Consider the following 25,186-nt stretch of genomic DNA (forward strand, 5'->3'; position numbering starts at 1 on the left):
AATATCAATATATTACACACCGCGCCCGAGCGGGCTTTTGCGTTGCGCCATCACAACTGAAAGCACCGTGGAAGCAATGTTGGTGACGCACCCTCGCTGCCTGACCCGCTCAACGTGAGAACCTTGGCGTTGAAGAAGGCGAAGGGATACCATGATCCTGTGTTAGGTCGGCTAGGTGCCAAGGGATTGCAAGGCCCGAAACACCGGGTGGAAGAGCTGAAATTGATTTAGACATTCTTCCCTAAGACCTGCCTGGGTTACGATGGGTTGGGCGGTAAGATCTGTCCAAACGGTAAGCCCCTTGCGGCGCAGAAGGTCCAGATGGGGGTGGTCACTCGAATAGCCTGACGGTCCACGCTTCAACTCGGGCTCGCTGATCCTGACATTCCTGGCCGTAAGATCATTGATGATTGCCATGAGGTCATCGCCCGCTGGTCCTGCTACGCCGGTCCGGTACTTCTCTAGGGCTGCTTTTTCATATTGGAAGACGCCGCACCCAAGGGACAGGCAATCCGGGGACAGCCCGAAATGCCAAAGCGGGGGCTGATCTCCGCAATCGCCGGGTATGAAAGACATGCGCAGATGAGGATTATAGGGTGTCTTGTCGTTTGAGAACCGCACGTCTCGATGAATACGATAGATCTTGACCGAATGGGGCATGTGCGTCATCTCGGCCAGCGCCTGTGACATCTGGGCCGCAAATTGTTCTGCGGGCTGTTTGATCGCGGCCTCATAGATCTGTTTGTTGGCGTGAAACCACTCGCGTCGGTTATTGGCTCGCAGTTCAGAAAGAAACTGAAGGGCCTCGGGCGAAAAGCAGCGGAACTGATCCATCATCTTCTCCTGATATTCAACTTTTCGGCGGCAGGCTGGCGGCGTGCGCCAGGCACAGGCTCAGCCAGTCACCCAGCGCAGCCGGATCGCAGTCGGCCTCGTCTACAACGACAAACCCACTGAGTTTTCGCTTTCCGTGGACAATCGGGTTTGCAAACGGATTAGAAAGCGCCTCGGTCTCTTTGGCCTTGCCGACACGGAACATGAACCGTCCAAACCCGTCTTTGTCGCGGCGCGCGCCGCACAACATATTGCCGTTCAGAAAAAAGCAGGTGCCACCCATCATCCGCATTTCGGAAATTCCAATATGCGCCTCGAGGGCGAGGCGCATACGTTGATTCAGGTGTTCATCATTTGGCATCAGACTGATCCCGCCAACTGCCAAAGAATTGACAGGGACAAGACGAGCATCACCAATGTTGTCAGTGCGGCACCGATCACCCGACCTTTGCCGTCGGGGGTGGAACGCAGGCTGACATAGTGTACGGCGCGGGCCACCAACAGCACAAGACCGCATCCGCCGACCAGCCAGTCTGAGGCACCGGCAATTTCCGCCCCCGCCAAAGCCAGCAGCGCCAGAGGAACATATTCAGTAAAGTTCCCATGTGCCCGAATCCGCCGCAGCAGTTCGTCGTCATCCCCGTGCAGCAGTAAAACTCCGGTCTGGGATCGTCTGATGCCTACAAGAATTCCCATCGGAATACTCATAAGCACAAAGATTGCTGTCACAAGCAGAGCGATTTGCGGTGTGTGTTCCATGGGAATTCTCCTGTCTGCCCAAGATTAAGACGCCATGCTTTCATAAGTAATCAACGCAAACCGAGCGCCTTGTGGGTCGTTCAGAGTGGCCATCCGGCCGACCCCGGGCATATCTATGGCGGGTTGCAAGACTGAGGCTCCCTGGGCAACTGCGGCTGCTAGGCTGTTATCGACATCAGCAACCGTAAAATAGATCGTCCAGTTTCCATCCGTCTCGGGCATGGGCGAGAACCCTCCGATTGGCGTTTCACCAACCACCGCGGCGGCATAGCTTGACCCGTCCTGCATCGGCATCTCGTTAATGTTCCAGCCCAGCACATTTTTGTAGAATTGCTTGGCCTTGGTCTGGTCTGGCCCGGAATGCCCGATCCAGCCCGAGTTTCCAACGGTGGTCATGTCCAGAATGCTCATCTTTATCTCCCTTTGATTGCCCGCTGCATGCGGGACTGAACAAAGGACGCGTGAGGATCGGCCTTTCCTACAACTGGTTCAAATCTTTTTCACAGGCGGCGATTTCTTTCAGGACCGCCACACGTTCCGGTCCCGTCGGGCCAAGGTTCAATACGCGGTTAAGGGACTGGATCGCGGCGGGAAGATCGCCGATCTCTCGCAACATTGCCGCGCGCAAGGCATGGAACCAGCGATAAGACGCCAGATCATTCGCCAAGGTATCTAACGCAACAAGCGTGCGGCGTGGGCCATGAACCCTGGACCCGGCGGCGATCTGGTTCAGGCGGATGACAGGTGAGGGCTGGAGGCGATAGAGCGCGGCATAATGCGCCTCGATCAGAGACCAGTCGGTATCTTTTGTCGATTGGGCATGCGCATGAACGGCGGCGATTGCGGCCTGAATACCGTAAACACCAACTTGGTTCAGCCGTTCGGCCTTTTGCATCAGGGCTGTCGCTTCGGCGATGTTGGCCTTGTCCCAAAGGGCCCTGTCCTGATCTTCCAGGGCTACAAGCTCACCTTGATCGTCTAGCCGTGCTTCACGACGGGCATGTTGCAGAAGCAACAGGGCCAGCAGTGAAATCTGCTCGGCCATCGTCGGGAACAAGGCAACCAGCAGCCGGGCCAGACGTATCGCCTCCTCGCATAGTTTGAGCCGGATTTGCACCGGGCCACCCGAGGTTGACCAGCCTTCGTTGAACATCAGGTAGATCATCAAAGACACTTCGCCCAAACGCGCAGCCCGCTCCTGTGGCGTGGGTGTTTCAAAAGCGACAGAACTTCCTGCGATCCTTTTCTTGGCGCGGGTAATTCGCTGTTCCATTGCCTTTGTACTGACAAGGAAACCACGGGCGATTTCTTCCACACGCAACCCGGCAACAATTTTTAGGGCCAGCGCAATCTGGTCTTGCCGGCTTAGGTCCGGGTGACAACAGATGAACAGCAGGCGCAGAACATCGTCGCGCAGCTCGTCCGGATCTGGTGGGTCATCAGCCATGGAATGAAATTCTTCCCTGTGGCGGGTCAGGATTGCGCTGCGGCGCTGGGATTTGCGCAAACCATCCAGCCCGGCATTACGGGCGGTGGTCAAAAGCCAAGCTAGCGGATCGCGCGGCGCGCCTTGTTTGCGCCATACGGTCAAGGCCTTTAGACAGGCTTCGGCAAATGCATCTTCGGCAAGGTCGATGTCCCGGAAATATCGCGTCAGGGCCGCGATGGCCTGCGGGCGTTGCTGCAAGAACGTGGCCTCTAGCCAATCCGACACGCGGTCAATCCAAGGTCATCGACCCGCCTGCCCAGGCGGCGGGGCGGACCTCAAGCCGGGCGACAGGTGACGAGATCATTCGCGCATGTTCAAGCGCCTCATCCAGATCGTTGAACTCGGCCAGATACAAGCCCAGAAGACTTTCTTTCGTCTCAGCGAACGGGCCGTCGACGATCATAGGTTGCAGAGTTTCGGCAGCCGCGGGTTCGACTGTGACAGCCGTAGTCGGGGGCATCAGTTTGACAGACAGGAAATCCCCGCGCTGCCTGAGGGCATTCTGTAGCACCGTATGTCCTGCCATGACATCGTCCTGACGGTCCTGTGGCAACGCTTCGAACACACCCGCCTGACCATAGATCGAGATTGCATAGATCATTTTTACCTCCGCGATGTTGGTTTCATCCTGCTAGGACGCGCGAGGCTTTGCAAATCCGACACTCATTTCACCGATCTGCACAGTTTCTGCAGATCTTCTGCACCCGAGCTTCCCGACCTTTGGGTCAAACCAGTCCCTTAAAACACAAGAGGGAAGAAATGGCGCAGCAACTTATAATTTCTGGAGTTCCGAATTCTGTGGCGCTGGACGCTTGGTGGCTGTCGGAAGAGACAGTGATTTCAGGTACCAAGGGCCCGCCGGGTTCAACCCCGGCGTTTGCCACCGATGGTCGCGCGTGGCGCTTGATCGGGTCTATCTTGCTGGTCGCGCTGGCGGATTACCTGTTCTGGGGACATCAGGCGGGTGTGTCTCTAGCGGTCTTTGCTGTGGCGGTCTTTTTGTGCGGCCTGCCCGCGGATCGGTCTGGCAAAGGGGTGCTTATGCCCGCAACGGTTTTGGTGCTGAGTGTTTTGCCGGTCGTGGATTTCGTTCAACCATTATCGGTCGCGTTTCTTTTGTCCGGGCTCGTCGTTGCGATTGTCTGGGTCAGGCACCCGAAAGGCCAGGTTCTGGAACTGCTTTTGCTGGCGCTGGGGTTTCTGACTGATCTTCCAAAGAACTGGCTTGGCCCGGTCCGCGCGATACCCGGCCTGAAAACCACGATTGTCAGCGATGCCGGAGGCGGCTGGACGCGGGTTCGGCAGTTCCTGCGCAACTGGGGTCTGCCGATTGGCGGGACGATGGTTTTTGTTACCTTGCTGGCCGAGGCGAACCCGGTATTCCAATCCCTTGTCACCCCGGATATCGCCTTTGGCCACCTGCTGCAGCGCGCCCTGTTCTGGGGAGGGATTGCGCTGATCATCTGGCCTTTTGTCGATAACCACCCGCTTCGCGGACTGAACCCGCGACCATTCGCAGGCCCTCAGACAATCCCCGGCCTCAACGGTGGTTCGGTCCTGCGGGCGCTCTGGGTGTTCAATGCACTGATTGGTGTTCAGACTGTGCTGGACCTTTCGATTCTGCTGGGCGGGGCCTCATTGCCCGAGGGGATGAGCTATGCATCCTATGCCCATCGCGGCGCATATCCGTTGCTGGTAACGGCGCTGCTGGCCGGTGCATTCGCCCTGGCAGCGCGGCCGTTTCTGGATGAAAATCGGGTGCTGAAACCGCTGATGGTGTTGTGGCTGGCACAAAATGTGGCTCTGTGCGGTGCGGCGTTGATGCGTCTGGATTTATATGTCGGCACCTATGGCCTGACCTACCTGCGTATCTATGCGCAGATCTGGATGGGTCTTGTTGCGGCAGGTCTGGCGCTGGTTGGGTGGCAAATAGCGTTCAGGAAATCCAATAGTTGGTTGATCGCGCGAACCGGCATTCTGAGCATACTGGTCCTCTATTGCGCCAGTTTTGTGAATTTTGCCCATGTGATCGCGACCCGAAACCTGAAACTGCCCGAACCGGACTATGCCTATCTGTGTTCGTTGGGGCCCATGACCGGGATGCATAACAGCTACGGGTATCCGAATTCGCTGTGCTATTTTGAAGCCGACCCGATCAACAGCTGGCAGGAATGGGGCTTTCGAAAGTGGCGCCTGTCCCGCTATGGTGCCGGTCTGAGCAGTATCGGTCCGGGTATATGAATATCTTAGTTGTCGATGATGATCCGCGGTTGCGTGAAGTTGTGCGTCTGGGGCTGGAACGCGCTGGCTACAGCGTTTCGACCGCCGCCAACGGTCAGGAAGCCGTAATCAGCACGTTTCGCGACGAACCGGACCTGATCGTTCTGGATGTTGGCCTGCCCGAACTGGATGGCTTTGCCGTATGTCAGAAAATTCGAACCCGTTCGGACGTCCCGATCCTGTTCCTGACCGCCCGCGATGATGAGGTCGACCGAATTCTGGGGCTGGAACTTGGGGCCGATGACTACGTGACCAAGCCTTTTAGCCCGCGCGAACTGGTGACGCGGGTCAAGGTGATCCTAAGGCGCACCAATCGCATTGTGGCGGCGCCGGGAAATCTGCGGCACGGCCCCTTGACCTTGGACCGGACCGCAAGACTCTGTGCTTGCCACGACACGGAAATTGCCCTGACCGGGACTGAGTTTCAGATCATGGTGATGTTGATGGAAACACCGGGCCGTCTTGTTCCCCGCACGGCCCTGATTGCCGAGATTTGGGGCGCGCGCAGCCAGGTCTCGGACAGGACCTTGGACAGCCACCTGCGGAACCTGCGGAACAAACTGGCAGAGGTTGGTTTGCCCGACGCGGTGGAAACCGTGCATGGACAGGGCATCCGGATGCGGAGGCTGGGGTGACCCGGCGCTGGCGGCCTTCATTGGCATTTGTGCTGGGCGGTGCGCTGGTCGGGACATTGGGTCTGTCATTCGCGGGTCTGGTGGCTCTGCGTTATCTGGGGCCAGAATTCGGATTTCGGAACTCTGCTTTGGTTCTGGGCGGGGTGATCTTTCTGGCTACGTCGGGGCTGGGTTGGTTGCTGGTGCGCCTACTGCTTCGCCCGATTAAAGCCCTGCAGGCCTATGCCGGGGCGCAAGAGGCGGGTACCCAGGCGGCCTCAATCCAGCATTTCGGCACCAAAGAGCTTCACCAGACCGCAACTCAGGTCGTCACCATGGCCGAGGCGCTGCGTGACCGTGAGGCGACCATCCGGTCTTATACCGATCACGTCACGCATGAGTTAAAATCGCCGGTAACCGCAATCCGCGCGGCGGTTGAGATGCTACAGGACACCCCAGATGGCAGCGATGACTCCAAAGCCCTAATCGCGCAGATCGACGGCGCGCGTCAGCAGATCGAAACCCAGCTTGCAGCACTTCGTGATGCCGCCCGCGCGCGCGAGGCCCGATATGTCGGGGCAAGCACCCTGCGCGATGCGTTGCCTGGGGCGCCTCCGCTTGAGCTAAACCTGTCCGGGGCGGATGATATCGCATTCCCGATTTCGGCCGAGGGGTTGCGGATCGTTCTGGGCCATATTCTGCAAAACGCCAAAGATCATGGGGCCAGCGCGGTGGATCTGCGCTCCGAAGAAGCTGGAAATGCGGTTATTCTGACCGTGTCCGACAATGGGGCGGGGATTTCGCCTGGTAACGTCGACCGCGTGTTCGATCCATTCTTTACCACCCGCCGGGAAAGCGGCGGGACCGGTATGGGTCTGGCTATTGTCCGTAACATCCTGTCTGCGCATCGCGGTGAAATCGAAAACCTGCCCGCCCCATGTGGCGCGTGCTTTGAATTGCGGTTTTTCAGGTTCTAATCGGGGCCATAGGCCGTTCGTGTATTGGCCCCGAATGTTTGACAGAATTGATCACTGTCGGGCAGGCAGTGGAAGGCAACCGGGCAGGCCCGCAGGCAGGACCAGCCGTGCCCCGTGCCGGTAAAGCGATTGGGCGAACCCACTGCTATCCGATGTGACCGTGACACTGACTTGCGAAGAGCCGATGACCGCTATGTCATCCGGTAGATTTCGCATCAGCCCCTCTGAGGGAAAGACCACGACATAGGCAGGGGCCTCGTCCGTTATCAACGCGACGACCGCCAGAACCGACAGCCATCCAAGCACCATAAGGGGGATGGCTGTCAGGAGTGATCTAATAGTCATGGATATGCTCAAGCGTCAGGCCGTCCCCCTGGATCTGGCGCAGACGCTGAGAGAGGTCCGGAACCTTGACCAGTATCAGATGACGATAGTCCCCGAACCCTTGTCGTTGGGCGCTGAAGATTGCATCCGGCGCAGTTGGTTGGTCCGACAGGGCGGTGAACAGAATGTCGTCATTGCCAGCGATCTCGACAATCTCGACCCCCGCGCTGGCCATTTCCGCCAGTAGGTTGGTCAGGGTGCGGTAGCGTGGCGTTTCGACCTCAAACCCGTTCGGGCCTTCAGAGATAAACTTCACGCCGGGATAGGCAGACAGGCTGTCTGCACTGGCACCGGTGATGATCATCCGCAGCGTCAACTCATCAGCGCCGACCTGCGCAACCGCCTGTTCGATCACGCCCGCATAGGCCTGTTTGGCACTGTATTCCAAACCCAGCGCAATCGCTCTCTCGCTGTCGCGCAGGGTGCCGCTGTTTTGGTCGCTTAGGCTCTGGGCGTCGTCGGCGAAGGGCCATTTATACCAGGGAACCTGTTGCAGGAACGCGGCATAGGCGGCGGCCTGCTGTGCCGACACATCATCCAGCGGCGCCCGTTGCGAGCCCCGCAAGACAGTGGCCAGCCGACCGAGGGTTTCTTCATAGGCGGCCTTCAGCGCCAGTTCAGCGGAAAAGCTGGCACCGATCACATAGACCATCTGTTTGGTGGCCCCATCAACCTGACCGAGAGCGGAGGCGGTCCGATTCAGATCGCAGAGCGACCCCCAAAACCCGGTGATACTGCTCCAGAACCCGTAATCATGGGGATCGCCGGTGCGCAGAACCTCGGCGTAATCCTCATAGGCGTGGACAATGTGCCACTCGGGATAAGTCATCAGCGTGCGGGTTTCGGCCCGGTGATGTGCCGGGTCGATCAGGGCGGTATAAGCCGGGGGCTGACCCGTACCACGGCAGCTTGTTTCCACATAGAGGATCGGAGCAGCCAGCGCGATCCCGGCAAGGATCAACACCAGAATCAGCCGTTTGGTCCACCGCAGCAGGAACCTCATGCAGTGTGTCTCCGGTCCCGCAGCCCGGCCCAGGCGGCAACGCCGCCAAGCGCCAGATGCGGCAGGTTGGCAAACAGGCGGGGCAGGGACAATTCCGGCCCGGCCGATGGGTTTGTAAAGATACCCAGATCAAGATAGCCATAACCGGTGAAAAACCCGAACACGCCGTCCCCCAGATAAGCCAGCCCGAACAGGATCAGAAAGCTACGAGCCGCGCGGTGTGACAACAGCCCGGCGATCAGCGCCCAAAGGGCCGAGGCCACGTGCAGCGCATCGTCATAGATATCCAGTGCGAAAATGCCAAAGGCCAGACCATCCTGATCCGTCAGGCCGGGAATATAGTTAAGCGATGCCGCAATCATCAGCGCGACAAAGTAAACCAGACAGAGTTTTTGAAGGTTGCTCATAGTCGCCCCAGATAGCTGTCCCAAAGGTTGTTCCGCAGAACCAGTTGCGGATCAAGCTCTCGTTTTGCCTGCGCAAACCCTTCCGCATTGGGGTAGGCTGCAGTCAGTTGATCCAGTGTCGCATGTGGCCTGTACGGCAGGTAATAGGTTCCGCCAATCGCCACGATCCCGTCGATCAGCGCCCGGGTCATCCGCGCCATGTCGGCTTCGCCGCGTTCGGTCAGTTCCTGGCTGAACGACATGACAGCGGCGATCCGCGGTTCGCTTGCATAGGATAGAACGGCCTGATCGTCCTGTGCGACATAGCGCAGCGTTACGTTCAGAAACTCTTGATACGAGGCCGGAATTACCGCGCGGCACACTGATAAGAAATCGTCGAACGCATCGAACCCCACGAAATACTCGTGCAGGATGTCGGTCCGGTCCGGGTTGCGGTCGTCCAGAGTCACAACCGGTTCGTTGATCAAAGTGTTCCGCGTCGCCTCACCCGAACCCAGCGCTGGGCCCAGCCGTGTTTCATTCCACCAACGGAAGGATTTGAAGGGCTCGCTGCCCAGTTGAGCCCGGTACAGACGGCTGGCCGCATGCGACATCCACCCCGACCCGGACGCTGGTGGCAGGTCCGACTGGTCCGAGCCTTCGCGATATGTCACCAATAGCGCTTTCTCGAAAAACGTATCGCGTTCAACATTCAGGCGGCCATAGGCCATTGTGACCGCCGGGTCGTCAATCGCCGCACGAAAGGCCGAGGCAAACGCTCCTGCTTCCAGAATGTCGAAACCCGGCGTCAGGCGTGAATTTGGAACCATCTCGACCTCAAGGTCCACGATCACGCCGATCAACCCGTACCCGCCCATCGCCAGATTGAACAGCTCGGTGTTCTCGGTAGGCGAACAGGTCACCAACTCATCCGAGGGCAGGATCATGCGCAACGATCGGACCGTCGCCCCCATCGGGCCAAAGGGAACCGGCCAGCCATGTGCATTGACCGAATAAGTGGCGGCGACACCGAAATCATTATTTGACTGCATGACTTTGGGGGACCAGCCTGCGGGATCAAGCTCTGCGATGACCTGCGACCAGCGGGCTCCGGCATGGGTCAGATAGGTCCCGGCTGAACCGTCGATCTGAACCGATCCGTTGTCAAAGGTAATCGCTGTGCCGTTGCGGGGAATGGCTTGCCCACCCATGGAATGCCGCGCGGCCCCAATGTTGACCGGGCGTCCTTCTGATCTGGCCTCCGAAAGCTCTTGCCGGATGGCGGCGATCAGCGTGTCTCCGGGGTCATCGCTGAGCACCAGATGTTTGTGGATCGGTGTCGGTGACAGTCCGCTGGCGTCATTCATCACTTTGTCGCCGGTTTCCGCAAATGTCCTTCTTGTGCCTTCATAGACAGGTAGGTCCGGTCCCAGCCACCGTGACGCAACCCATCCTGCCAACCCTCCGCCGGCAAACAAGGCCGCCCTTCTGGTAAGTGTTTTCATCTTTCGATTTCTCCCGAAGTTAACTGGGACATCTGATCAAGAATGATTTTAAGCGCAGTTTGAAATTTCTGCGGGCCTCAATCCGGGGTATGTGCCTGACCCCTGCCAAGGTGTCCATTTGGGCATCGGGTCAAAGAATGTGCAAGTCCATGGCCTGCTGTACCGGCGCAAAGGTGTCCTAGTTGCCCCAGATCAGGCCGACGGGTACCTGCAGCATGGCGATCCGCCGTGGTCAGCAGATTCGGGCAAGGTCCAAGGACCAGTTTTTTGACCGCAAGTGGCTCGAAACTTGGCTTCATTCTCGGAATGTTCAACCGGAAGGCATGTTTTGCAAACTGCGGAAATCCGTACTTGTAAGACGGTCAGCGGTCACAGCTTGGCGTAAGCTTTCCGCTACGTAAGTTCATGCGCGCACGGCAGATTTGCGTCGGGGCATCCGCCAAACTGCCGTTTTTTTTGCTCAATCAGGTGTTGCAACTGTAACGATGATCTGGATGATCAGGACCACCAAGGCCGTAAAAATGGTCTGTCGTCCAAAGGGCGATATTAACAAAAAGGGGAGTTACAAATGATTCTAAGAAACCTGATGATCGCTGCAAGTGCGACGGCGCTGATGGCGGCGGGCGCTTCGGCGGAAACGCTGCGCTGGGCGCGGGCCGGTGATGCGCTGACGCTGGATCCGCATTCGCAGAATGAGGGTCCGACGCACACCGTGCGACACCAGATTTACGAGCCTCTGATCATCCGCGACGTGACCGGTGCATTCGAGCCCGCGCTGGCGACCGAGTGGGGCCCCAAGGCCGATGACCCGAATGTTTGGGTCTTCAAGCTGCGCGAAGGCGTGAAATTCCATGACGGTGCGGACTTCAACGCCGAAGATGTGGTGTTCAGCTTTACCCGAGCCAAGCAACCTAATTCCGACATGAAAGAGCTGATCGGCTCGATCGTCGAAGTGCGCGCAGTTGACGATTTCACCGTCGAGATTGTCACAGATGGTCCGAACCCGATCCTGCCGTCGAACCTGACCAACCTGTTCATTCTGGACAAGGGCTGGGCCGAGTCGAATGACACCGTCAATGTTCAGGATTTCGAAGGTGGCGAAATCACCTATGCCACCACCAATGCCAACGGAACGGGTCCCTATGTTCTTCAAAGCCGCGAGCCTGACATCAAGACGGTGATGGTGCGCAACGACAACTATTGGGGCATTGACCAGTTCCCGATGGAAGTGACCGAGATCATCTATACCCCGATCCAGAACGCTGCGACCCGCGTTGCGGCGATGCTGTCGGGTGAGGTGAACTTCCTCCAGGATATGCCGGTGCAGGACATCGAACGCGTCAATGGTGTCGACGGTCTGATGGTCAAGCAAGCCCCGCAGAACCGGGTGATCTTCTTTGGTATGAACCAGGGTGCCGACGACATCGAGGCGGATAACGTGGACGGCAAGAACCCTCTGGCCGATGTGCGGGTGCGTCAAGCGATGTCGATGGCGATTAACCGTGATGCGATCAAGCAGGTCGTGATGCGCGGCCAGTCGCAGCCTGCAGGCATGATCGCACCGCCCTTCGTGAATGGCTGGACCTCTGACATGGACGGCGAATCCTCCACCGATCTGGCCAAGGCCAAGGAACTGATGGCAGAGGCAGGTTATGGTGATGGCTTCTCGCTTCGGCTGGACTGCCCGAATGATAGGTACATCAACGATGAAGCTATCTGTCAGGCGGCTGTTGGGATGCTGGGCCAGATCGGCGTGACCGTGAATCTGGACGCCAAGCCAAAGGCACAGCATTTCCCGCTGATCACCGATGGCAAGACAGATTTCTACATGCTGGGTTGGGGTGTGCCGACATATGACTCGGAATACATCTTCAACTTTCTTGTTCATGGACGCGAAGATGACATCGGCACGTGGAACGGCACCGGTTATCAGGACGATGCGCTGGACGGGAAGATCAAGTCGCTTGCCTCGAATACCGATCTTGACGCTCGGAATGCCGACATCGCCGACATCTGGCGGGTTGTGCAGGACGAAGCGCTTTACATCCCCATTCATCACCAGGTTCTGAACTGGGGTATGGCCGACGGTGTGGGCATCGAAGTGGATGCCGAAGATCAGCCCAAGGTCAAATATTTCACTCTGAACTAAGCCATTCAGATCAGTGATTTGGCAGGGCGCGGTTTCGCGCCCTGCCTTTTGCGCTATTGTTAAGCGCAACACCGCATCGCGGGGCAAAAAAGGGAGATTTCGCCATGACCCTCAGGAACAGTGCCATTGCTTTGGCCTTGCTGGCCACCACCAGCGTTCAGGCTGCCGAATTCAAATGGGCCTCGACCACGGACCCGCAGACGATGGACCCGCACGCGGTCAACTCGGCCCCTGTTCTGGGGTTTCTGAACAATGTCTACGAAGGCCTTGTACGCCGTGACAAGGACATGAGCGTTCAACCCACGCTGGCCGTCAGCTGGGAGACGATTGGCGACGGCGAAGGTTGGCGCTTTAACCTGCGTGAGGGCGTGACCTTCCATGACGGTAGCAGCTTTGATGCGCAGGACGTTCTGTTCAGCTATCAGCGCGCCTCGGGCGAGGCAGCGGATACCCGCAGCTGGTTCGCGCCCATCAGCGAGGTGATCTTGGTCGACGACTATACGGTCGATTTCATGACGACTGCGCCGAACCCGTTATTCCCATCCTCAATCGCCAACTGGATGATCATGGATCAGGGCTGGGCCGAGGCCAATGACGCAGCGGTGCCCGACAAAGAGGTCGGGAATTACGCCACCCTGAACGCCAACGGCACAGGCGCCTTCAAACTTGCGGCACGAGAGCCCGGCCTGCGCACGGTTCTTGAGCCCTTTGACGGCTGGTGGGATCAGGCCGACCACAACATCACAAGTGCTGAGTTCACTCCGATCCAAAACCCGGCGACAGCGGTTGCAGCCTTGTTGTCAGGCGATGTGGACATGATCAACCCGGTGCCGATTCAGGACGTGGCGCGCCTGAAGGAAAACGGGGATGTCGACGTCATTCAGGGGATCGAGGCACGGGTCATCATGTTGGGGTTCGATCATCAGGCCGAGGTGCTTAAATACACCGACGATGCGGGCAAACCGAACCCGTTCCGTGACCCGCGCGTCCGCAAGGCAGTGGCACAGGCGGTCAATGTGGATGCCATTCTTGCGACTATCATGCGGGGGAATGCCGAAGCGGCCTCGCAACTGGTCAGCCCGGCGATGAGTGGTTATTCCGAGGCGAATGCAGACCGTCCCGCCTTTGATGTCGATGCCGCCAGGGCCCTGCTGACCGAGGCCGGATATGCAGATGGGTTTTCGTTCGGGCTGAAATGCCCCAATGACCGCTATCTGAATGATGAGGCCGTTTGCCAGGCGGTTGTCAGCATGCTGGCCCAGATCGGGATCACTGCGGAACTGGATGCCATGCCGGTCCGTAACTACTGGCCGGAACTCCGGGAAGGCAAATACGATATGTACCTGCTGGGATGGAGCCCCGGTACATTTGATGCCGAACACCCCGTGCGCTTCCTTGTGGCCACTCCAAACGAAGAGAAAAAGCTGGGCAGCTGGAATTTCGGCGGATTTTCGAACGCGCGGGTGGATGAGCTGCTGCCGATGATCCAGTCCGAGTTGGATGCGGGCAAACGGCAGGCGATGCTGGATGAGGTCACGCAGATCATTCAGGACGAACAGGTCTATGTGCCGATGTATGTGCAGCCCCTGGTCTGGGGCACACGCAGCAATGTCGAACTGACACAGCGCCCGGACAACTTCTTTCTGCTGCGCTGGGTAACGGTGAACTGAAACCGGGGCGGGGCCAGAAAACGCTAGCTTGCGTTAGCGGTATCTTGACCACCCCGCCCGGGCCTGCATAGACAGCCCGATCAACGAGGAAAACGAATGTTCGCTTATATTGTCCAAAGGATGTTCCAATCCGTGATCGTGCTGCTGATCGTGGGTCTGGTTGCCTTTTCGATGTTCCGCTTTGTCGGTGATCCGATCGACAACATGCTGGGGCAGGAACGTACGCAGGCCGATATCGACCGGCTGCGGTCCGATCTTGGTCTGGATCAGCCGTTTCCGGTGCAATATTTCAAGTTCCTGCAAGGCGCGGTGCAGGGCAATTTTGGCGTGTCCTACCGGCAAGGCCGACCGGTTTCGACCATCATAGCCGAACGCGCCCCCGCGACATTGGAGCTGGCCTTTGTGTCGGGCTTTCTGGCCATCACCCTTGGCATCGCGCTGGGTGTTTTCACAGCGATCCGACGACAGGGGGTGGCGGCGAATATCATCATGACCGTGTCGCTGATTGGGGTTTCCTTGCCGACCTTCCTGATCGGGATATTGCTGATCTATATATTCTCGGTCGAGTTGGATCTTTTACCCAGCTTTGGGAGGGGCGAGACCGTTATGATTGGCGGCTGGTCCACGGGGTTCCTGACGACCTCGGGGCTCAAGGCGCTGATCCTCCCGGCGATCACGCTGGGCCTGTATCAGATGACGCTGATCATGCGGCTGGTGCGGTCGGAAATGCTTGAGGTCCTGCGTGCCGACTATGTCCGTTTTGCACGTGCGCGTGGGCTGTCGGACCGGGTGATCAATTTTCGCCATGCGCTGAAAAATACGCTGGTGCCGGTGATCACCATCACCGGGTTGCAGCTGGGCTCGATCATCGCCTTTGCCATCATCACCGAGACGGTGTTTCAGTGGCCCGGTGTGGGCCTGCTGTTCATAAATGCGATCCAGTTTGTCGATATCCCTGTCATGGCCGCCTATCTGATGCTGATCTCGGTCATGTTCGTGTCGATCAATCTGATCGTCGATCTTTTGTACTATGCCATTGACCCGCGCCTGCGTGTCGACGCGAGGGCCACATGACCGATACTTCTGAAACCTCGAGACAAGTGCCCAAATCACGACTGGCCCAGTTCTGGGACAGCGATTTCGCATGGTCCTTCCGTCATTCACCCGTGGCGATGGTTGCCTCATTTGTTGTGGTTCTGCTGGTGCTGGCGGCAATACTGGCCCCGCTGATTGCGCCGCATAACCCGTTTGATCCGGCAACGCTGAACCTGATGAACGGATTTACACCGCCGGGCACACCGAATGCCTTTACGCAGGACACGTTCCTGCTGGGCACCGACGATCAGGGGCGGGATGTGTTCTCGACCATCCTCTATGGGATGCGCATATCCCTGTTTGTCGGCGCTGCGGCGGTGCTGCTGGCGCTAATCATCGGAGTTGTTCTGGGGCTGGTCGCGGCCTATTTCGGCGGCTGGGTCGAGACGCTGATCATGCGGGTCGCAGATGTGCAGCTGACCTTTCCGGCCATTCTGGTCGCTATGCTGATCTTTGGCATCGCCAAAGGCGTGACCCCACCCGAATATCGTGACGAGATGGCGATCTATGTACTGATCATCGCCATTGCCCTGTCCGACTGGGTGCAGTTTGCCCGGGTCGTCCGCGGTGCTGCGTTGGTGGAAAAGAACAAGGAATATGTGCAGGCCGCCCGCCTGATCGGGCGCGGTTCTTTCCCGATCATGTTCCGCCACATCCTGCCCAATGTACTCAGCCCGGTTCTGGTCATCGCCACGATCTCACTGGCGCTGGCGATCATTGCCGAAGCCACGCTGAGCTTCCTCGGCGTAGGGGCACCACCAACCCAGCCGTCATTGGGCACGCTGATCCGCATCGGGCAGGGCTTCCTGTTCTCGGGTGAGTGGTGGATATTGTTCTTCCCGGCCTGCACCCTGTTGGCGCTGGCCCTGTCTGTGAACCTGCTGGGCGACTGGCTGCGCGATGCGCTGAACCCCAAGCTGCGGTGATTTCATGAGCCTTCTGACGATCAATGACCTTACGGTCGAATTCCCCACCCGCCGCAAATTGTTCACAGCCGTGGACCATGTGGACCTGTCGGTTGAACCCGGAGAAATCCACGGCTTGGTTGGCGAATCCGGGGCCGGTAAATCCACCATTGGCGCGGCCATCATGGGATTGTTGGATCGCCCCGGCCGTATTGCCAGCGGCACGATCCAGCTGAGCGGTGACCAGATCAGTGGTCTGGATGCCGAGGCGATGCGGGGGTTGCGCGGCAAAAAGATCTCGATGATCTTTCAGGACCCGCTGACCTCGCTGAACCCGTTATTCACCGTGCGCGAACAACTGACCGAGACCATTCAGGCCCATCTGGGCGGCACGGATGCCGAGGCGAACCAACGCGCGCGCGATCTGATTGACCGGGTTGGCATTCCTGATCCGGACACGCGGCTGGACCAGTATCCGCACCAGTTCTCGGGCGGGATGCGGCAGCGTGTGGTCATCGCGCTTGCCTTGTGTACCGAACCGGATGTGATCATCGCGGATGAGCCGACCACGGCGCTGGACGTCTCGGTTCAGGCGCAGATTCTGGACCTGATCAAAGAACTGGCGCGGGAACGTCAAGTGGGCGTCATCCTGATCACCCATGACATGGGTGTGATCGCGGACACGACGGACAAAGTGACGGTGATGTATGCGGGCAAGGTTGTCGAAACCGGCCCGACCGCGCAGGTGATGGGGCAGCCCACCCATGAATACACCAAATCGCTGATCGCTGCCGTGCCGCGCCCGACCCTGAAACTGCATCGCTTTCCCCAGATCAGCTATGGTGGGCGCGAGACACGCTTTGCCATCGAAGACATGGCCCGCCACTGGCCCAAGGTGGATAATGACACCAGCAAACCGGTGTTCGAGATCCGCAACCTGACCAAGAAGTTCCTGCAGCGCAAAGGCCTGCTGCCCTGGGACCGCACCTATTTCACCGCCGTTGACGAGGTAAGTTTCGACATCCGCGCAGGTGAGGTGTTTGGCGTTGTGGGTGAATCCGGCTCGGGCAAGTCGACTGTCGCACGGATGATTGCAGGGTTGTACCCTGTGGATGGCGGCACGATTACATTCGACGGGCAGGTGGTGAGCGATCTGACCAATCGGACCGCGCTGGATGCCTATCGCAAGAACATCCAGATGATCTTTCAGGACCCGTATTCCTCGCTCAATCCCCGTATGCGGGTGGATGAGATCGTGGCCGAGCCGATCCGCCATCACAGGTTGATGGAAGGTGCAGATATCAAACGCCGCGTCGATGAGTTGTTGGATCAGGTGGGACTCGGCCATGAGGCCGGGCAGAAATACCCGCATGAATTCTCGGGCGGACAGCGGCAACGTATCTCGATTGCACGTGCGCTGGCCACGCAACCGCGATTCCTGATTTGTGACGAGCCAACCAGCGCGCTGGACGTGTCCATTCAGGCGCAGATTCTGAACATCTTGAAGGACCTGCAGGAACATCTGGGCCTGACCCTGCTGTTCATCAGTCATGACCTGCCGGTGGTACGTCAGATGTGCGACCGAGTGGCAGTGATGAAACAGGGCCAAATTGTCGAGTTGCAGGAAACCAATAACTTATTCGCCAACCCCCAGACGGATTATGCCCGCGAATTGTTGCGCCTGATGCCCAGGCTTGATGACCTGTCGACCGAGGGGTTGGACGCCGAATCCTGAGGCAGTGACGATTCCAGTATTGGCGGTATGACGGAAGGTCCGTCAATATGGCGATAGTTTTGACGTTTTCGTCAAGATTGCCTCTGCAGATTGAACAACTGTGCCTTCATACTTTCTGAAACGAAAGAGGAGGCGCGTTTTGAGCTGGAATATCTGTGTCATCGGAGCAGGCAAGATCGGTCAGATGATCGCGACTTTGCTGCAATCTTCATCCAACTATTCTGTCACGGTTGCCGACCGCGATCTGGCGGCGTTGTCCGTGCTGAATCGGCAGGGAGTTTCGACCCGCCAGATTGATGTCAGCGATGAAACGCAGCTGGCTGAGGGTCTGAACGGTTTCGATGCGGTTATCTCGGCGGCTCCGTTTTTCCTGACCCCACGGATTGCCAAAGCCGCCAAATCGGCCGGCGCGCATTATTTTGACCTGACCGAAGATGTTGCCGCCACCAACGCAGTGCGCGAGTTGGCCGCCGACAGCGAGACGGCGTTTATGCCGCAATGCGGGTTGGCACCGGGTTTTGTCGGCATCGCCGGCGCGGCCTTGGCTGCCGAGTTCGATACGCTGGACAGCCTGCATATGCGGGTCGGGGCGCTGCCGCTCTATCCCACCAACGCATTGAAGTACAATCTGACCTGGTCCACCGATGGGCTGATCAACGAATATTGCAATCCGTGCGATGCCATCGTGAATGGCGAACGGGTCAAGACCGCTCCGCTCGAGGATTACGAGCGTTTGGGTCATGACGGGGTGGAATATGAATGCTTCAATACCTCGGGCGGGTTGGGCACTTTGCCAGAAACCCTGGACGGAAAGGCGCGGGACGTGTCGTACCGATCGATCCGCTACCCGGGACACCGTGATATTCTGCGTTTGCTGCTGAATGATCTTGGATTGGAACGTCGTCGCGACCTGATGAAGGAAATCTTCGAGACCGCGCTGCCGCGGACCGATCAGGATGTGGTTCTGGTTTTTTGCACCGCAAAAGGCATGATCGATGGGGCTCTGCGCGAGAAATCCCTGATCAACAAATCTTATGCCCGTACCCTCAATGGTCAGGTCTGGAGCGCCATTCAGATCACCACTGCTGCCGGTGTTCTGGGTGTGGTTGATCTGATGCGAACGGGTGCTTTGCCCGGCAAAGGGTTCGTGCGGCAAGAGCAGGTGAACCTGTCTGATTTCCTGAACACCGAATTCGGTCAGCTTTACCGCACCGGGGACATAACCAAACAGAACAAGGCGGCCTGAGATATGAAAGACATCGCTATGACAGCCCAAACAACCCTTGCAAATCTGGACCTGACAGCCGCTGAGCTGATGGGCGGCACGCTGGCTGTACGCTCGCCCATTGATGGCGGCATTCTGGCCGAGGTGCATGAAACGCCTGCGTCAGGGATGGGCACGGTGTTTGCCAATGCCAAGACGGCATTCAAGGCGTGGCGCACGGTTCCGGCCCCGCGCCGGGGCGAACTGATCCGCCTGCTGGGCGAGGAATTGCGCGCCGCCAAGGACGATCTGGGTGCGCTGGTCAGCTGGGAAGCAGGCAAGATCACCTCGGAAGGTCTGGGTGAAGTGCAGGAGATGATCGACATCTGCGATTTCGCCGTCGGCCTGTCGCGCCAGCTTTATGGTTTGACCATCGCATCTGAGCGCCCGGGCCACCGGATGATGGAAACGTGGCACCCGGCAGGACCGGTGGGCGTGATCTCAGCCTTCAACTTCCCGGTGGCGGTCTGGTCGTGGAATGCCGCGCTGGCGCTGGTCTGCGGTGATCCGGTGATCTGGAAGCCGTCTGAAAAGACGCCTTTGACCGCGATGGCCTGCCAGAAGATCTTTGAACGTGCACTGGCCCGATTTGGCGATGCTCCCGACCACCTGCTGCAGACCCTGATCGGAGGTGCCGCGCTGGGCGAGGCGCTGGTGGCCAGCGAGGACGTGCCGGTCATTTCGGCGACCGGGTCCACACGGATGGGCCGTGCCGTAGCCCCCATCGTGGCGCAGCGGTTCGGGAATTGTATTCTCGAGCTTGGCGGCAATAACGCGATGATCGTGGGCCCTTCGGCCGATCTGGAAATGGCGGTGCGTGCGATTGTCTTTTCTGCTGTCGGCACAGCCGGTCAACGCTGCACCACGCTGCGCCGTCTGATCGTTCACAACTCGATCCGCGAGGAGTTGGTGAGCCGGTTGAAAAAAGCCTATGCCGGTCTGCCCATCGGCAATCCGCTGATCGATGGCACTTTGATCGGTCCGCTGGTGGACGAAGCCTCGGGCGCGGCCATGACCGCTGCGCTGGACGCTGCAAAGGCCGAAGGCGGCGCAGTCTTTGGTGGCGACCGCGTGACCGAAAACGTCCCCGCCGGTGTCTATATGCAGCCCGCGATTGTCGAGATGCCTGGCCAGACAGCAACCGTAAAGACCGAAACCTTTGCGCCGATCCTCTATGTCATGGGGTACGACGCGTTCGACGAAGCCATCGAATTGCAAAATGACGTACCGCAAGGTCTGTCGTCTTGCGTATTCACTCTGAACATGCGCGAGGCCGAGCAATTCCTGACCGCAGCGGGATCGGATTGTGGCATTGCCAATGTCAATATCGGGCCATCGGGGGCCGAGATCGGTGGCGCATTTGGTGGCGAGAAGGAAACCGGTGGCGGGCGTGAAAGCGGCTCGGATGCGTGGAAGGCCTATATGCGCCGTCAGACCAACACCGTGAACTACTCAGCCGAGCTGCCGCTGGCGCAAGGCGTCAAGTTCGACATCTGATCGTGCTGTCGGCGGTACCTGATGGTGCCGCCGGCTCATCAATCTGCAAACAAATAATCCAATCGCATGATGGCCTGCGCCTGTTCCTGTGAAACATTCAGAAACCGGACAATGGCGTCTTCGTTTTCTGTCCGGTCGCTGGTTTCCCGCAGGCGTGCATGTCGATCCTGCGCGGTGCCCCGGATCAACTCGGATTCGTATTCCATCGCGTTGTGCAAAGTTGGGACAAGCCGTGCCACGGTTTCGGTCGGGCTGTCCTGACCGGCCAACCCCACACGGCGGGCGTGGCCGATCAGGTAATCGTCGGAATATTCACACTCGACTTCAAGCACATGGGTTTTGACCTGATCTGCACAGAAGTCCTGAATGATTTCGATATCTGAGGGATCGATGCATAGAACCAGCCGGTCGGTTTCGAAACTGTCAAACAGCATCCGCACAAGAGCACGCCGGTGGCGGGACCGTTTGAGCAAGGTCGTTTCGATGCCACCCAGATCGGGCAGAGCCGTATCCTGTTCGTTGAACAGATACTCGACACAAGGGATATCGGTTTCGGACTTAATCTGATCGACCAGGCGCTTGGCCACATGCCATTTCTTGCACACGATCAGGAAAACATCGCGGTCCGGTCCCAGCGTATTTCCGGCCTCCCAGAACCTTTGCTTGTGGCGGCGTCCGACGCGCCCTCTTGCGGTTAAGAAACTATGGAGATTGCGACCTTCATCCGAGATGTGAAAATCCACCCCATCCGCAGAATAGAGCTGGCCCAACCGGTCTTTCAGCTCATGTGCCTCGGGGCTGATTTTGCGGGCGAACAGAAAATCCTGCCCTAGCAGCATGTCGTAATGGTCGTTATAGAATGTCACGGGCATTCCGTAGTCCGAGAACATCAGGAATGTGAGCGTTCGGTTGTCGATCTCTTCACGGGGAACAAGGTGGCGGACAAGCGTTTGAAAGAAGGTCTCATCCGGTATCCAGGTGGTCGAGAAAAAGCGGATTACATCCGGGCGCTGGGCCAGGAATTCAAAGATCATTTCAACAGTATGACGGCGCAGACACCACCACTGACTGCCGATCATGACCTGGATGTCAGCCGGAACCTCGCGGGTCAGACCAAGTTTTTTCTGTACGTCATAGGATGTATAGAATCGTCTGCTCTGGGTGCGTTCATTGAAAAAATGGCGATAGATCAGCCGGTCTTCTTTCATGCCGGTCTTGATCCAATTACTGGCAAAAAAGTCGTGGCTTTCGACAAAATCCCTGTCGTTGTCGTTCAGGAACTGATGGGCGTATTCCGCTGTTTTGATCGCCATGCAATCCCCTGACAGCATGTAGAAATGCGTCGCGCGGGGAAAGGCCTCAAGGGCGGCTTGCACAGCGTTCAATGTGGCCTGTACCAAAGACCACTCGCCCCAACCGCATTTGATGCGTTTGGTTGCAAAAGTGACATTCGAATTGGCCTGAAGAGCGCCCTGAATGCGTGCATAGGCCTCGCGACTTGCGCGGGCGTCAAAATGTATGGCCATGCAATCGCCAGCGGCGGTTAGCTGCTCGGCCTGCGCAATGATTGCGTCAGGGTCCTTGTGGCACAACAAAATGTAGGCAATTTTTGCCATTTCAGTTCTTTGTTATCCGTTTCTGCCCGGTTCCCTCTGTGATACTGAGGATGAGCGATTGAATAAACAGATTATTTTTGGTTCTGTAGATACAAAAGCAGGCGCGAATAGTGAGTTACGACCTGTTGAGGAGGCGCAGCAAATGGGTTTTCCCGGTACATGGATGACCGAGAGCGAGAGCATGGTTTACCGTGTTGTCCCGAAATGTGCATGCTCAACCATCGGGCAAATCATGTATTTTTCGGATCATGGCCGTTTTTTTGACGGCGATATCCACGATGCCAAGGACGGGATGCATAAGTGGGCGTTCGGTCCCAGCCAGGAGCCGATTTCGACAAATGTCCGAAATCATAACTCCTTTTCTTTCACCTGCGTGCGGAACCCGTACACGCGAATTCTCAGTTCGTTCTTTGACAAGATCTGTGGAATTCAGCGCAACGGCAAACGGTATCGCGGCAATCTGGTGCCGACGCTGATCTACAATTACGGCATCGAGGTTGGCGGAGAGGACGGTCAGGGTGATTTCGACCAGGTCGCCAGTTTCCGCAGATTCCTGTTATTTGCTCGTGACACGATCAGGTGGCGCAGGCCCATGGACCCGGATATCCACTGGTCCGCCATGTCTGGCCATGTGTCGACGTTTATTGCAAATGGCGGACGATATGATCGCATCTTCTGGACCGAGAAGTTCAACGATGGGATGCAAGGTGTTCTGAGCAACTTGGACACGCCACACAAGGTGGCCCTGTCCGAAATCCCGCGGTTCAACGAATCCGAAGGCCACGGACCCAAACGAAAGCATCCTGTCGAGGACTATTTCGACGACCTGTCGATGCATCTTGTCTACGAGATCTACAAACAGGATTTCGATCTATTCAAATATGATTTTGAAGATCCGGCCAACAAGATGCCGATCGCCGAGATTGATCTGGATGAAGTCCACGCCAAGCTTGGGGATTGAGCTGGAAATCACCTTCCCCGCCCATCGGCAATGTATCTTGCGAAACATCTCCTCTGGTTGGGTCTGGCGCCGCGCTATGCGCCGCCCCAGGCCCAAGACCAAAGCGGATAGCGCCAGAAGGCGCGGGAGCGCTTTGGGAATTGATTGGGCCGGATCACTTGATTTGGTGTCCGGCCCTTATGTCTTAGACCTCCCGCACGGCCCCTTTTGCCGCGCTGGTTGTCAGTTTGGCATATGCTTTGAGCGCGGTTGAGACTTTGCGCTTGCGGGGCGCTGCCGGTATCCAGCCTTTTGCATCCTGCTCCTGGCGTCGTTCGGCAAGCACTTCATCTGAGACTGCCAGATGGATCGAGCGGTTGGGGATGTCGATCTCAATCCGGTCACCCTGGCGCACCAGTCCGATCTCGCCACCTTCGGCCGCCTCGGGTGAGACATGGCCGATCGACAGGCCGGAGGTACCACCCGAGAACCGTCCATCCGTCAGCAAAGCACAGGCTTTTCCCAGACCTTTGGATTTCAGGTAAGACGTCGGGTACAGCATTTCCTGCATCCCCGGACCGCCGCGCGGGCCTTCATAGCGGATGACCACCACGTCGCCCTCTTTGACCTTGCTAGTCAGAATGTCATTCACCGCCTGATCCTGGCTTTCGCAGACATAGGCCGACCCGGTGAAGGTCAGGCTGGCCGGATCGACACCGGCTGTTTTCACGATACAGCCGTCGCGGGCAATATTGCCGAACAGAACCGCCAGACCGCCATCCTGGCTGAAGGCGTGCTCTTTCGACCGGATCACACCGCCTTCGCGGTCCGTGTCCAGCTCTTTGTAGCGGTTCGACTGGCTGAACGCCTGCGTGGTGCGCACACCGCCCGGCGCGGCCTTGAACAAGTCTTGCGCCTTGGGGTTGTTGGCCACCTTGATGTCCCAATTGGCAATCGCCTCACCCATCGTGCCGGAATGGACCGTGCTGCAATCCTCGTGCAGCAGGCCTGCGCGGCTGAGCTCACCCAGGATCGAAAAGATGCCGCCGGCGCGGTGGACGTCTTCCATATGCACATTCTCGGTATTGGGTGCGACCTTACACAGGCAGGGCACCTGACGGCTGAGACGGTCCATGTCGGTCATGGTGAAATCCACCTCGCCCTCATGCGCGATGGCCAGCAGATGCAGCACCGTGTTGGTCGATCCGCCCATGGCGATATCCAGGCTCATTGCGTTTTCGAACGCCTCGAACGTGGCGATTTCGCGCGGGAGGAAGCCTTTCTCGTCCAGATCATAGTGCCGTTTGGTGATCTCGACGATCCGGCGACCGGCTTCAAGGAACAGCTCTTTGCGGTCCGCATGTGTGGCCAGAGTCGAGCCGTTGCCCGGCAGCGCCAGACCCAGCGCCTCGGCCAGACAGTTCATCGAGTTGGCGGTGAACATGCCCGAGCACGACCCGCAAGTCGGGCAGGCGTTTTCCTCGATATGCTGAACCTGCTCATCGGTGAACTTGTCGTCAGCGGCGGCCACCATAGCGTCCACGAGGTCGATCTTTTTGGCGTCCAGATCGGCGATGTCGATCTTGCCCGCCTCCATTGGCCCACCCGAGACGAAAATGGCGGGGATGTTCAGGCGCATCGCGGCCATCAGCATGCCGGGCGTGATCTTGTCGCAGTTCGAGATACACACCATCGCATCGGCGCAATGGGCGTTGACCATATATTCAACTGAATCCGCGATTACCTCACGTGAGGGCAGCGAATACAGCATCCCGTCATGTCCCATGGCGATACCGTCATCCACCGCGATGGTGTTGAATTCTTTGGCGACACCGCCTGCGGCTTCGACCTCGCGGGCGACCATCTGGCCCAGATCCTTCAGGTGCACGTGGCCCGGCACGAACTGGGTGAACGAGTTGACGATGGCGATGATCGGCTTGCCGAAATCGTCGTCGCCCATGCCAGTCGCGCGCCACAGGCCGCGGGCACCGGCCATGTTGCGGCCATGGGTTGAGGTTCTGGATCGGTACAATGGCATGATGCTGTTTCCCTTTTGCCTCGGGTTGCATGTCTTGGGGTTTGTG

At 58.1% G+C, this 25,186-nt stretch carries 23 protein-coding genes; 11 read left to right on the plus strand and 12 right to left on the minus strand.

Features of this window, described 5'->3' with window-relative positions:
* Positions 1-171: 171 nt before the first annotated feature.
* From AC2FFF_RS13850 to AC2FFF_RS13875, 6 genes are all read right to left on the minus strand, one after another.
* Positions 172-834 (minus strand): DUF2461 domain-containing protein, encoded by a 663-nt coding sequence (locus AC2FFF_RS13850; RefSeq protein WP_281973861.1) that lies wholly within the window; start codon positions 832-834, stop codon positions 172-174.
* A 16-nt stretch (positions 835-850) separates the two neighbouring features.
* On the minus strand, positions 851-1,195 hold the full coding sequence (locus tag AC2FFF_RS13855) for a TfoX/Sxy family protein (RefSeq protein WP_142638450.1): 345 nt from the start codon (positions 1,193-1,195) through the stop codon (positions 851-853).
* Positions 1,195-1,593 (minus strand): MAPEG family protein, encoded by a 399-nt coding sequence (locus tag AC2FFF_RS13860; protein ID WP_142638448.1) that lies wholly within the window; start codon positions 1,591-1,593, stop codon positions 1,195-1,197. Before AC2FFF_RS13860 ends, AC2FFF_RS13855 begins: the two co-directional genes overlap by 1 nt.
* Before the next feature lie 24 nt (positions 1,594-1,617).
* The gene (locus AC2FFF_RS13865) at positions 1,618-2,004 is read right to left on the minus strand and encodes a VOC family protein (RefSeq protein WP_142638446.1); all 387 of its coding nucleotides are present in this window, start codon (positions 2,002-2,004) and stop codon (positions 1,618-1,620) included.
* A gap of 67 nt (positions 2,005-2,071) precedes the next feature.
* A complete protein-coding gene (locus AC2FFF_RS13870) occupies positions 2,072-3,307 on the minus strand; it encodes an RNA polymerase sigma factor (protein ID WP_185956713.1) in 1,236 nt (411 codons plus the stop codon).
* Positions 3,308-3,311: 4 nt separating this feature from the next.
* Positions 3,312-3,683 carry a YciI family protein gene (locus AC2FFF_RS13875; RefSeq protein WP_281973860.1) on the minus strand — a complete coding sequence of 124 codons (372 nt, stop codon included), beginning with the start codon at positions 3,681-3,683 and terminating at the stop codon, positions 3,312-3,314.
* A 158-nt stretch (positions 3,684-3,841) separates the two neighbouring features.
* On the opposite strand from AC2FFF_RS13875, the gene AC2FFF_RS13880 reads away from it, so the two are divergent.
* From AC2FFF_RS13880 to AC2FFF_RS13890, 3 genes are read left to right on the plus strand one after another with little or no spacing between them, the layout of a single operon-like run.
* The gene (locus AC2FFF_RS13880) at positions 3,842-5,323 is read left to right on the plus strand and encodes a DUF4153 domain-containing protein (RefSeq protein WP_281973859.1); all 1,482 of its coding nucleotides are present in this window, start codon (positions 3,842-3,844) and stop codon (positions 5,321-5,323) included.
* Positions 5,320-5,997, plus strand: a complete 678-nt coding sequence (locus AC2FFF_RS13885) for a response regulator transcription factor (protein ID WP_142638437.1) — start codon at positions 5,320-5,322, stop codon at positions 5,995-5,997. Before AC2FFF_RS13880 ends, AC2FFF_RS13885 begins: the two co-directional genes overlap by 4 nt.
* Positions 5,994-6,953: a sensor histidine kinase gene (locus tag AC2FFF_RS13890; protein ID WP_281973858.1), complete on the plus strand. Its 960-nt coding sequence runs from the start codon at positions 5,994-5,996 to the stop codon at positions 6,951-6,953. Before AC2FFF_RS13885 ends, AC2FFF_RS13890 begins: the two co-directional genes overlap by 4 nt.
* Positions 6,954-7,004: 51 nt before the next feature.
* Here AC2FFF_RS13890 and AC2FFF_RS13895 read toward each other — a convergent pair whose 3' ends face one another.
* Genes AC2FFF_RS13895 through AC2FFF_RS13910 form a run of 4 tightly spaced genes read right to left on the minus strand, consistent with a single transcriptional unit; the run spans position 7,005 to position 10,231 of the window.
* Positions 7,005-7,298, minus strand: a complete 294-nt coding sequence (locus AC2FFF_RS13895; RefSeq protein ID WP_142638434.1) for a hypothetical protein — start codon at positions 7,296-7,298, stop codon at positions 7,005-7,007.
* The gene (locus tag AC2FFF_RS13900) at positions 7,288-8,340 is read right to left on the minus strand and encodes a hypothetical protein (protein ID WP_496751173.1); all 1,053 of its coding nucleotides are present in this window, start codon (positions 8,338-8,340) and stop codon (positions 7,288-7,290) included. Before AC2FFF_RS13900 ends, AC2FFF_RS13895 begins: the two co-directional genes overlap by 11 nt.
* The gene (locus AC2FFF_RS13905; protein ID WP_142638430.1) at positions 8,337-8,747 is read right to left on the minus strand and encodes a hypothetical protein; all 411 of its coding nucleotides are present in this window, start codon (positions 8,745-8,747) and stop codon (positions 8,337-8,339) included. Before AC2FFF_RS13905 ends, AC2FFF_RS13900 begins: the two co-directional genes overlap by 4 nt.
* Positions 8,744-10,231 carry an FAD-binding oxidoreductase gene (locus tag AC2FFF_RS13910; protein ID WP_282027286.1) on the minus strand — a complete coding sequence of 496 codons (1,488 nt, stop codon included), beginning with the start codon at positions 10,229-10,231 and terminating at the stop codon, positions 8,744-8,746. Before AC2FFF_RS13910 ends, AC2FFF_RS13905 begins: the two co-directional genes overlap by 4 nt.
* Positions 10,232-10,799: 568 nt before the next feature.
* Between AC2FFF_RS13910 and AC2FFF_RS13915 the strand changes: the two genes are divergently transcribed.
* The 7 genes from AC2FFF_RS13915 (at position 10,800) to amaB (ending at position 20,546) form a co-directional block, all read left to right on the plus strand.
* Positions 10,800-12,380, plus strand: a complete 1,581-nt coding sequence (locus AC2FFF_RS13915; protein WP_185956712.1) for an ABC transporter substrate-binding protein — start codon at positions 10,800-10,802, stop codon at positions 12,378-12,380.
* Between the two features lie 104 nt (positions 12,381-12,484).
* The gene (locus tag AC2FFF_RS13920; protein ID WP_281973854.1) at positions 12,485-14,050 is read left to right on the plus strand and encodes an ABC transporter substrate-binding protein; all 1,566 of its coding nucleotides are present in this window, start codon (positions 12,485-12,487) and stop codon (positions 14,048-14,050) included.
* 96 nt (positions 14,051-14,146) lie between these two features.
* Positions 14,147-15,124: an ABC transporter permease gene (locus tag AC2FFF_RS13925; RefSeq protein ID WP_142638424.1), complete on the plus strand. Its 978-nt coding sequence runs from the start codon at positions 14,147-14,149 to the stop codon at positions 15,122-15,124.
* Entirely contained in the window at positions 15,121-16,071 is a 951-nt protein-coding gene (locus tag AC2FFF_RS13930) for an ABC transporter permease (protein ID WP_271950952.1), read from the plus strand. The genes AC2FFF_RS13925 and AC2FFF_RS13930 overlap by 4 nt, the downstream gene beginning before the upstream one ends.
* Before the next feature lie 4 nt (positions 16,072-16,075).
* On the plus strand, positions 16,076-17,785 hold the full coding sequence (locus tag AC2FFF_RS13935; protein ID WP_271950949.1) for an ABC transporter ATP-binding protein: 1,710 nt from the start codon (positions 16,076-16,078) through the stop codon (positions 17,783-17,785).
* A gap of 139 nt (positions 17,786-17,924) precedes the next feature.
* Positions 17,925-19,031 (plus strand): saccharopine dehydrogenase family protein, encoded by a 1,107-nt coding sequence (locus AC2FFF_RS13940; RefSeq protein WP_281973853.1) that lies wholly within the window; start codon positions 17,925-17,927, stop codon positions 19,029-19,031.
* Positions 19,032-19,049: 18 nt separating this feature from the next.
* Complete coding sequence (amaB, locus tag AC2FFF_RS13945) at positions 19,050-20,546, plus strand: L-piperidine-6-carboxylate dehydrogenase (protein WP_281973852.1); 1,497 nt, start codon at positions 19,050-19,052, stop codon at positions 20,544-20,546.
* Positions 20,547-20,584: 38 nt separating this feature from the next.
* Here amaB and AC2FFF_RS13950 read toward each other — a convergent pair whose 3' ends face one another.
* Complete coding sequence (locus AC2FFF_RS13950; protein WP_281973851.1) at positions 20,585-22,162, minus strand: DUF5928 domain-containing protein; 1,578 nt, start codon at positions 22,160-22,162, stop codon at positions 20,585-20,587.
* Between the two features lie 142 nt (positions 22,163-22,304).
* Here AC2FFF_RS13950 and AC2FFF_RS13955 point away from each other — a divergent pair, with 142 nt between their 5' ends.
* Positions 22,305-23,123, plus strand: a complete 819-nt coding sequence (locus AC2FFF_RS13955) for a sulfotransferase family protein (RefSeq protein WP_142638414.1) — start codon at positions 22,305-22,307, stop codon at positions 23,121-23,123.
* Positions 23,124-23,307: 184 nt separating this feature from the next.
* Here AC2FFF_RS13955 and ilvD read toward each other — a convergent pair whose 3' ends face one another.
* Complete coding sequence (gene ilvD / locus AC2FFF_RS13960; protein ID WP_271950937.1) at positions 23,308-25,140, minus strand: dihydroxy-acid dehydratase; 1,833 nt, start codon at positions 25,138-25,140, stop codon at positions 23,308-23,310.
* Positions 25,141-25,186 lie beyond the last annotated feature (46 nt).

The organism is Ruegeria sp. YTSA226 (assembly GCF_059609905.1).

Bases quoted from the DNA above. Each gene is read 5' to 3' on its own strand.
- AC2FFF_RS13850 (WP_281973861.1), bottom strand. From the start codon at position 834: ATGGATCAGTTCCGCTGCTTTTCGCCCGAGGCCCTTCAGTTTCTTTCT.
- AC2FFF_RS13855 (WP_142638450.1), bottom strand. From the start codon at position 1,195: ATGCCAAATGATGAACACCTGAATCAACGTATGCGCCTCGCCCTCGAG.
- AC2FFF_RS13860 (WP_142638448.1), bottom strand. From the start codon at position 1,593: ATGGAACACACACCGCAAATCGCTCTGCTTGTGACAGCAATCTTTGTG.
- AC2FFF_RS13865 (WP_142638446.1), bottom strand. From the start codon at position 2,004: ATGAGCATTCTGGACATGACCACCGTTGGAAACTCGGGCTGGATCGGG.
- AC2FFF_RS13875 (WP_281973860.1), bottom strand. From the start codon at position 3,683: ATGATCTATGCAATCTCGATCTATGGTCAGGCGGGTGTGTTCGAAGCG.
- AC2FFF_RS13880 (WP_281973859.1), top strand. From the start codon at position 3,842: ATGGCGCAGCAACTTATAATTTCTGGAGTTCCGAATTCTGTGGCGCTG.
- AC2FFF_RS13885 (WP_142638437.1), top strand. From the start codon at position 5,320: ATGAATATCTTAGTTGTCGATGATGATCCGCGGTTGCGTGAAGTTGTG.
- AC2FFF_RS13895 (WP_142638434.1), bottom strand. From the start codon at position 7,298: ATGACTATTAGATCACTCCTGACAGCCATCCCCCTTATGGTGCTTGGA.
- AC2FFF_RS13900 (WP_496751173.1), bottom strand. From the start codon at position 8,340: ATGAGGTTCCTGCTGCGGTGGACCAAACGGCTGATTCTGGTGTTGATC.
- AC2FFF_RS13905 (WP_142638430.1), bottom strand. From the start codon at position 8,747: ATGAGCAACCTTCAAAAACTCTGTCTGGTTTACTTTGTCGCGCTGATG.
- AC2FFF_RS13910 (WP_282027286.1), bottom strand. From the start codon at position 10,231: ATGAAAACACTTACCAGAAGGGCGGCCTTGTTTGCCGGCGGAGGGTTG.
- AC2FFF_RS13915 (WP_185956712.1), top strand. From the start codon at position 10,800: ATGATTCTAAGAAACCTGATGATCGCTGCAAGTGCGACGGCGCTGATG.
- AC2FFF_RS13920 (WP_281973854.1), top strand. From the start codon at position 12,485: ATGACCCTCAGGAACAGTGCCATTGCTTTGGCCTTGCTGGCCACCACC.
- AC2FFF_RS13925 (WP_142638424.1), top strand. From the start codon at position 14,147: ATGTTCGCTTATATTGTCCAAAGGATGTTCCAATCCGTGATCGTGCTG.
- AC2FFF_RS13930 (WP_271950952.1), top strand. From the start codon at position 15,121: ATGACCGATACTTCTGAAACCTCGAGACAAGTGCCCAAATCACGACTG.
- AC2FFF_RS13935 (WP_271950949.1), top strand. From the start codon at position 16,076: ATGAGCCTTCTGACGATCAATGACCTTACGGTCGAATTCCCCACCCGC.
- amaB (WP_281973852.1), top strand. From the start codon at position 19,050: ATGACAGCCCAAACAACCCTTGCAAATCTGGACCTGACAGCCGCTGAG.
- AC2FFF_RS13950 (WP_281973851.1), bottom strand. From the start codon at position 22,162: ATGGCAAAAATTGCCTACATTTTGTTGTGCCACAAGGACCCTGACGCA.
- AC2FFF_RS13955 (WP_142638414.1), top strand. From the start codon at position 22,305: ATGGGTTTTCCCGGTACATGGATGACCGAGAGCGAGAGCATGGTTTAC.
- ilvD (WP_271950937.1), bottom strand. From the start codon at position 25,140: ATGCCATTGTACCGATCCAGAACCTCAACCCATGGCCGCAACATGGCC.